2 protein-coding genes and 1 pseudogene are annotated in these 2,782 nt (G+C 71.2%); 1 reads left to right on the forward strand and 2 read right to left on the reverse strand.

The genetic code is table 11. The features are described from left to right. Window positions 1–311, reverse strand: a pseudogene (locus tag B1205_RS01795) (RNA polymerase-binding protein RbpA); the annotation flags it as partial. A 198-nt stretch (window positions 312–509) separates the two neighbouring features. Here B1205_RS01795 and B1205_RS01800 point away from each other — a divergent pair. After that, window positions 510–1,991 carry a peptide MFS transporter gene (locus B1205_RS01800; RefSeq protein WP_089154353.1) on the forward strand — a complete coding sequence of 494 codons (1,482 nt, stop codon included), beginning with the start codon at window positions 510–512 and terminating at the stop codon, window positions 1,989–1,991. Window positions 1,992–1,998: 7 nt separating this feature from the next. Here the strand turns inward: B1205_RS01800 and B1205_RS01805 are convergent, their stop codons facing one another. After that, window positions 1,999–2,589 (reverse strand): pyridoxamine 5'-phosphate oxidase family protein, encoded by a 591-nt coding sequence (locus B1205_RS01805; protein WP_089154017.1) that lies wholly within the window; start codon window positions 2,587–2,589, stop codon window positions 1,999–2,001. Between the last annotated feature and the right edge of the window lie 193 nt (window positions 2,590–2,782).

Here is a 2,782-nt window from a genome sequence, read left to right on the forward strand (position 1 = left end):
TGCAGCCGCTCGGCGAGGATGTCCTCCAGCTCGGCGATGGAACGCCGCTCCAGCAGCATGTCCCAGTGGGTGCGCGGCGGCTTGGCCTTCTTCTGCTCCGGCTCGTTGCCGTCGACCAGACGGGCGACGCTGCCGTCGAACTTGCACTCCCAGGTCGTGGGGACCTCGGCGTCGACGGCGAACGGCACCTCGAACTGGTGTCCCTTGGCGCACAGGTACTCGCGGGTCTGACGCGGCGCGAGCTCCGTGTTGCGGTCGGATTCGTAGCTGACCGCGCCCAGCCGGCTACCGCGCAGCATACGCTCGCCCATGATCGACTTCCCCTCGTTCGTGGTGCTGGTCTCCAGGTGTAACGGCCTGTCACCGCCCGCCCATTCCCCACCCACGCCGGCGCGCAGCCGTACGGGGTCGGGAACATCAAGGGTAACCGGCCGCGACAGCCAACCGGATCGGTGGAGTGTTTCGCCGGCCAACGGGGATGTTACCGACCACGCGCGCCGGAGGTGACGATGAGCAGTGACGCGCCGGTCGGCGCCCGTGCACCCACCGGGAAGACCTTCTTCGGTCACCCCCGGGCGCTGTCCACCCTCTTCCTCACCGAGATGTGGGAACGGTTCAGCTTCTACGGCATGCGGGCCATCCTGGTGCTGTACCTGACCGCGGCGGTCGCCGACGGCGGCCTCGACCTCGGCGAGTCGAGCGCCAACGCCGTCTACGGCACCTACAACGCCATGGTGTACCTGATGGCGCTGCCCGGCGGCTGGGTGGCCGACCGGCTGATCGGCGCGCGACGCAGCGTCCTGTGGGGCGGTGTGGTGATCGCCGCCGGCCACTACGTGATGGCGGTGCCCACCGGGTGGAGCGTGTTCGCCGGCATGACGCTGATCGTGCTCGGCACCGGCCTGCTCAAACCCAACATCTCCACCATGGTCGGCGACCTGTACGAGCGGGACTCCCCACGCCGCGACGCCGGGTTCTCCATCTTCTACATGGGCATCAACCTCGGCGCGTTCATCGCCCCACTGATCACCGGGTTCCTCGGCGAGAAAATCAACTGGCATCTGGGGTTCGGCGCGGCCGCGATCGGCATGACCTTCGGCGTGGCGCAGTACGTGGCGGGGCGACGCAACCTGGGTGACGCGGGCGCCCGGCCGGCGGACCCGCTGCTGGGCGCCGACCGGCGGCGGGCGTTGACCCGCGTCGGCGTGGCCGCCGCGGTCCTGGTGGCGGTGCTGGTCGTGCTGCTGCTCACCGGCTGGTTCACCGTCGATGCGGTGGTCAACCTGCTCACCGTGGTGACCGTGCTGGTGACCGTCGGGTACTTCGCGCGGATCCTCACCGACCGGGAGATCAGCGGCACCGAACGCTCGCGGATGAAGGCGTACGTGTGGCTGTTCGTCTTCGCCGCCGCGTTCTGGCTGATCTACGACCAGGCCGGGTCGGTGCTGAACATCTTCGCCGCCGACCGCACCGACCGGAACGTGGCCGGGTTCACCTTCCCGGCGTCGTGGTTGCAGTCGGTGAACCCGATCCTGATCATCATCGGCGCGCCGCTGGCCGCGTGGCTGTGGCTGCGGCTGGGCCACCGGGTGTCCACGCCCACGAAGTTCGCCGTCGGTCTGGTCCTCAACGGCCTGTCGTTCGTGCTGATGGCCGCCGCCGCCCGGGCCGCCGTCGGCGGTGACCTGGTCTCACCGTGGTGGCTGGTCGCGGTGTACGCGATCCAGGTCGCCGGTGAGCTGTCGCTGAGCCCGGTGGGCCTGTCGGCCACCACGAAACTGGCCCCGGTCAAGTACGCCAGCCAGATGCTGGGCCTGTGGTTCCTCGCCACCGCCGTCGGCGACGCCATCGGCGGTCAGGTGGCCCGGCTGGCGCAGCACTGGTCGCAGCCGACGTACTTCCTCACCTTCGGGTTGGCCTCGGTGGTGCTGGGCCTGGCCGCGGTGATGTTCACCCGCCAGATCCGCGCCCTGATGGCCGGCATCCACTGACCGCCACTCACCGCTGGGGGGTGGGCGGCAACGGCAGCGGCAGGCCGGGCAGCCCGTCGATGCTGGTCGCGACGTGCTGCTTGCCGGCGAAGTACGCCGACAGCGACGCGTCGTCCTCCCGGGCGAAACGCCGCCCGTGCAGGTCCCGGTCGGTGTCGTAGGTCATCAGCGGCACCGCGTAGCCGCAGGTGTCGCGGATCAGGTCGGCGCGGACCACGATCACCGCCCGCAGCCCGTGCGGGTCGGGGTCGATGTCGGGGAAGTGCCGCAGCAGGTCGGGCCAGCGCGGGTCGTCGCGGAACACCGGCTCGCCGCGCCCGTGCACCCGCACGATGGTCGGCGGGCCCGCGAACGCGCACCACATCACCGTGACCCGCCCGTTCTCCCGCAGGTGGGCGATGGTCTCGGCGTTGCTGCCGGCGAAGTCGAGGTAGGCCACGGTGCGGTCGTCGAGCACCGCCAGGGCGCCGCGTAGACCCTTGGGGGACAGGTTGACGGTGCCGTCGCCGGACAGCGGGGCGGTGGCCACGAAGAACATCGGCTGCGCCTCGATGAACTCCCGCAGCCGGCCGTCGATGCGCTCGTAGGTCTTTCCCATGCCGACGATCCTCACCCGGGGCACCGGTTACGCGCCGCCCCGTCCCGACCCGTGGCGCGCGCCGAGGGACGCCAGTGCCCCGGCCAGGTCGCTGACCTGGTCGGCGAGCTGCCCGACGCGGCGTACGGCGGCGTCCCGGTCCGCCTCGGCGGCGGCCAGCCGGGCGGCCAGGTCCGCCGCCCGCGCCTCGGCC

This window comes from Micromonospora sp. NBS 11-29 (assembly GCF_002140155.1).
Taxonomy (GTDB): Bacteria; Actinomycetota; Actinomycetes; order Mycobacteriales; family Micromonosporaceae; genus Micromonospora.

Bases quoted from the DNA above. Each gene is read 5' to 3' on its own strand.
- B1205_RS01805 (WP_089154017.1), bottom strand. From the start codon at position 2,589: ATGGGAAAGACCTACGAGCGCATCGACGGCCGGCTGCGGGAGTTCATC.
- B1205_RS01800 (WP_089154353.1), top strand. From the start codon at position 510: ATGAGCAGTGACGCGCCGGTCGGCGCCCGTGCACCCACCGGGAAGACC.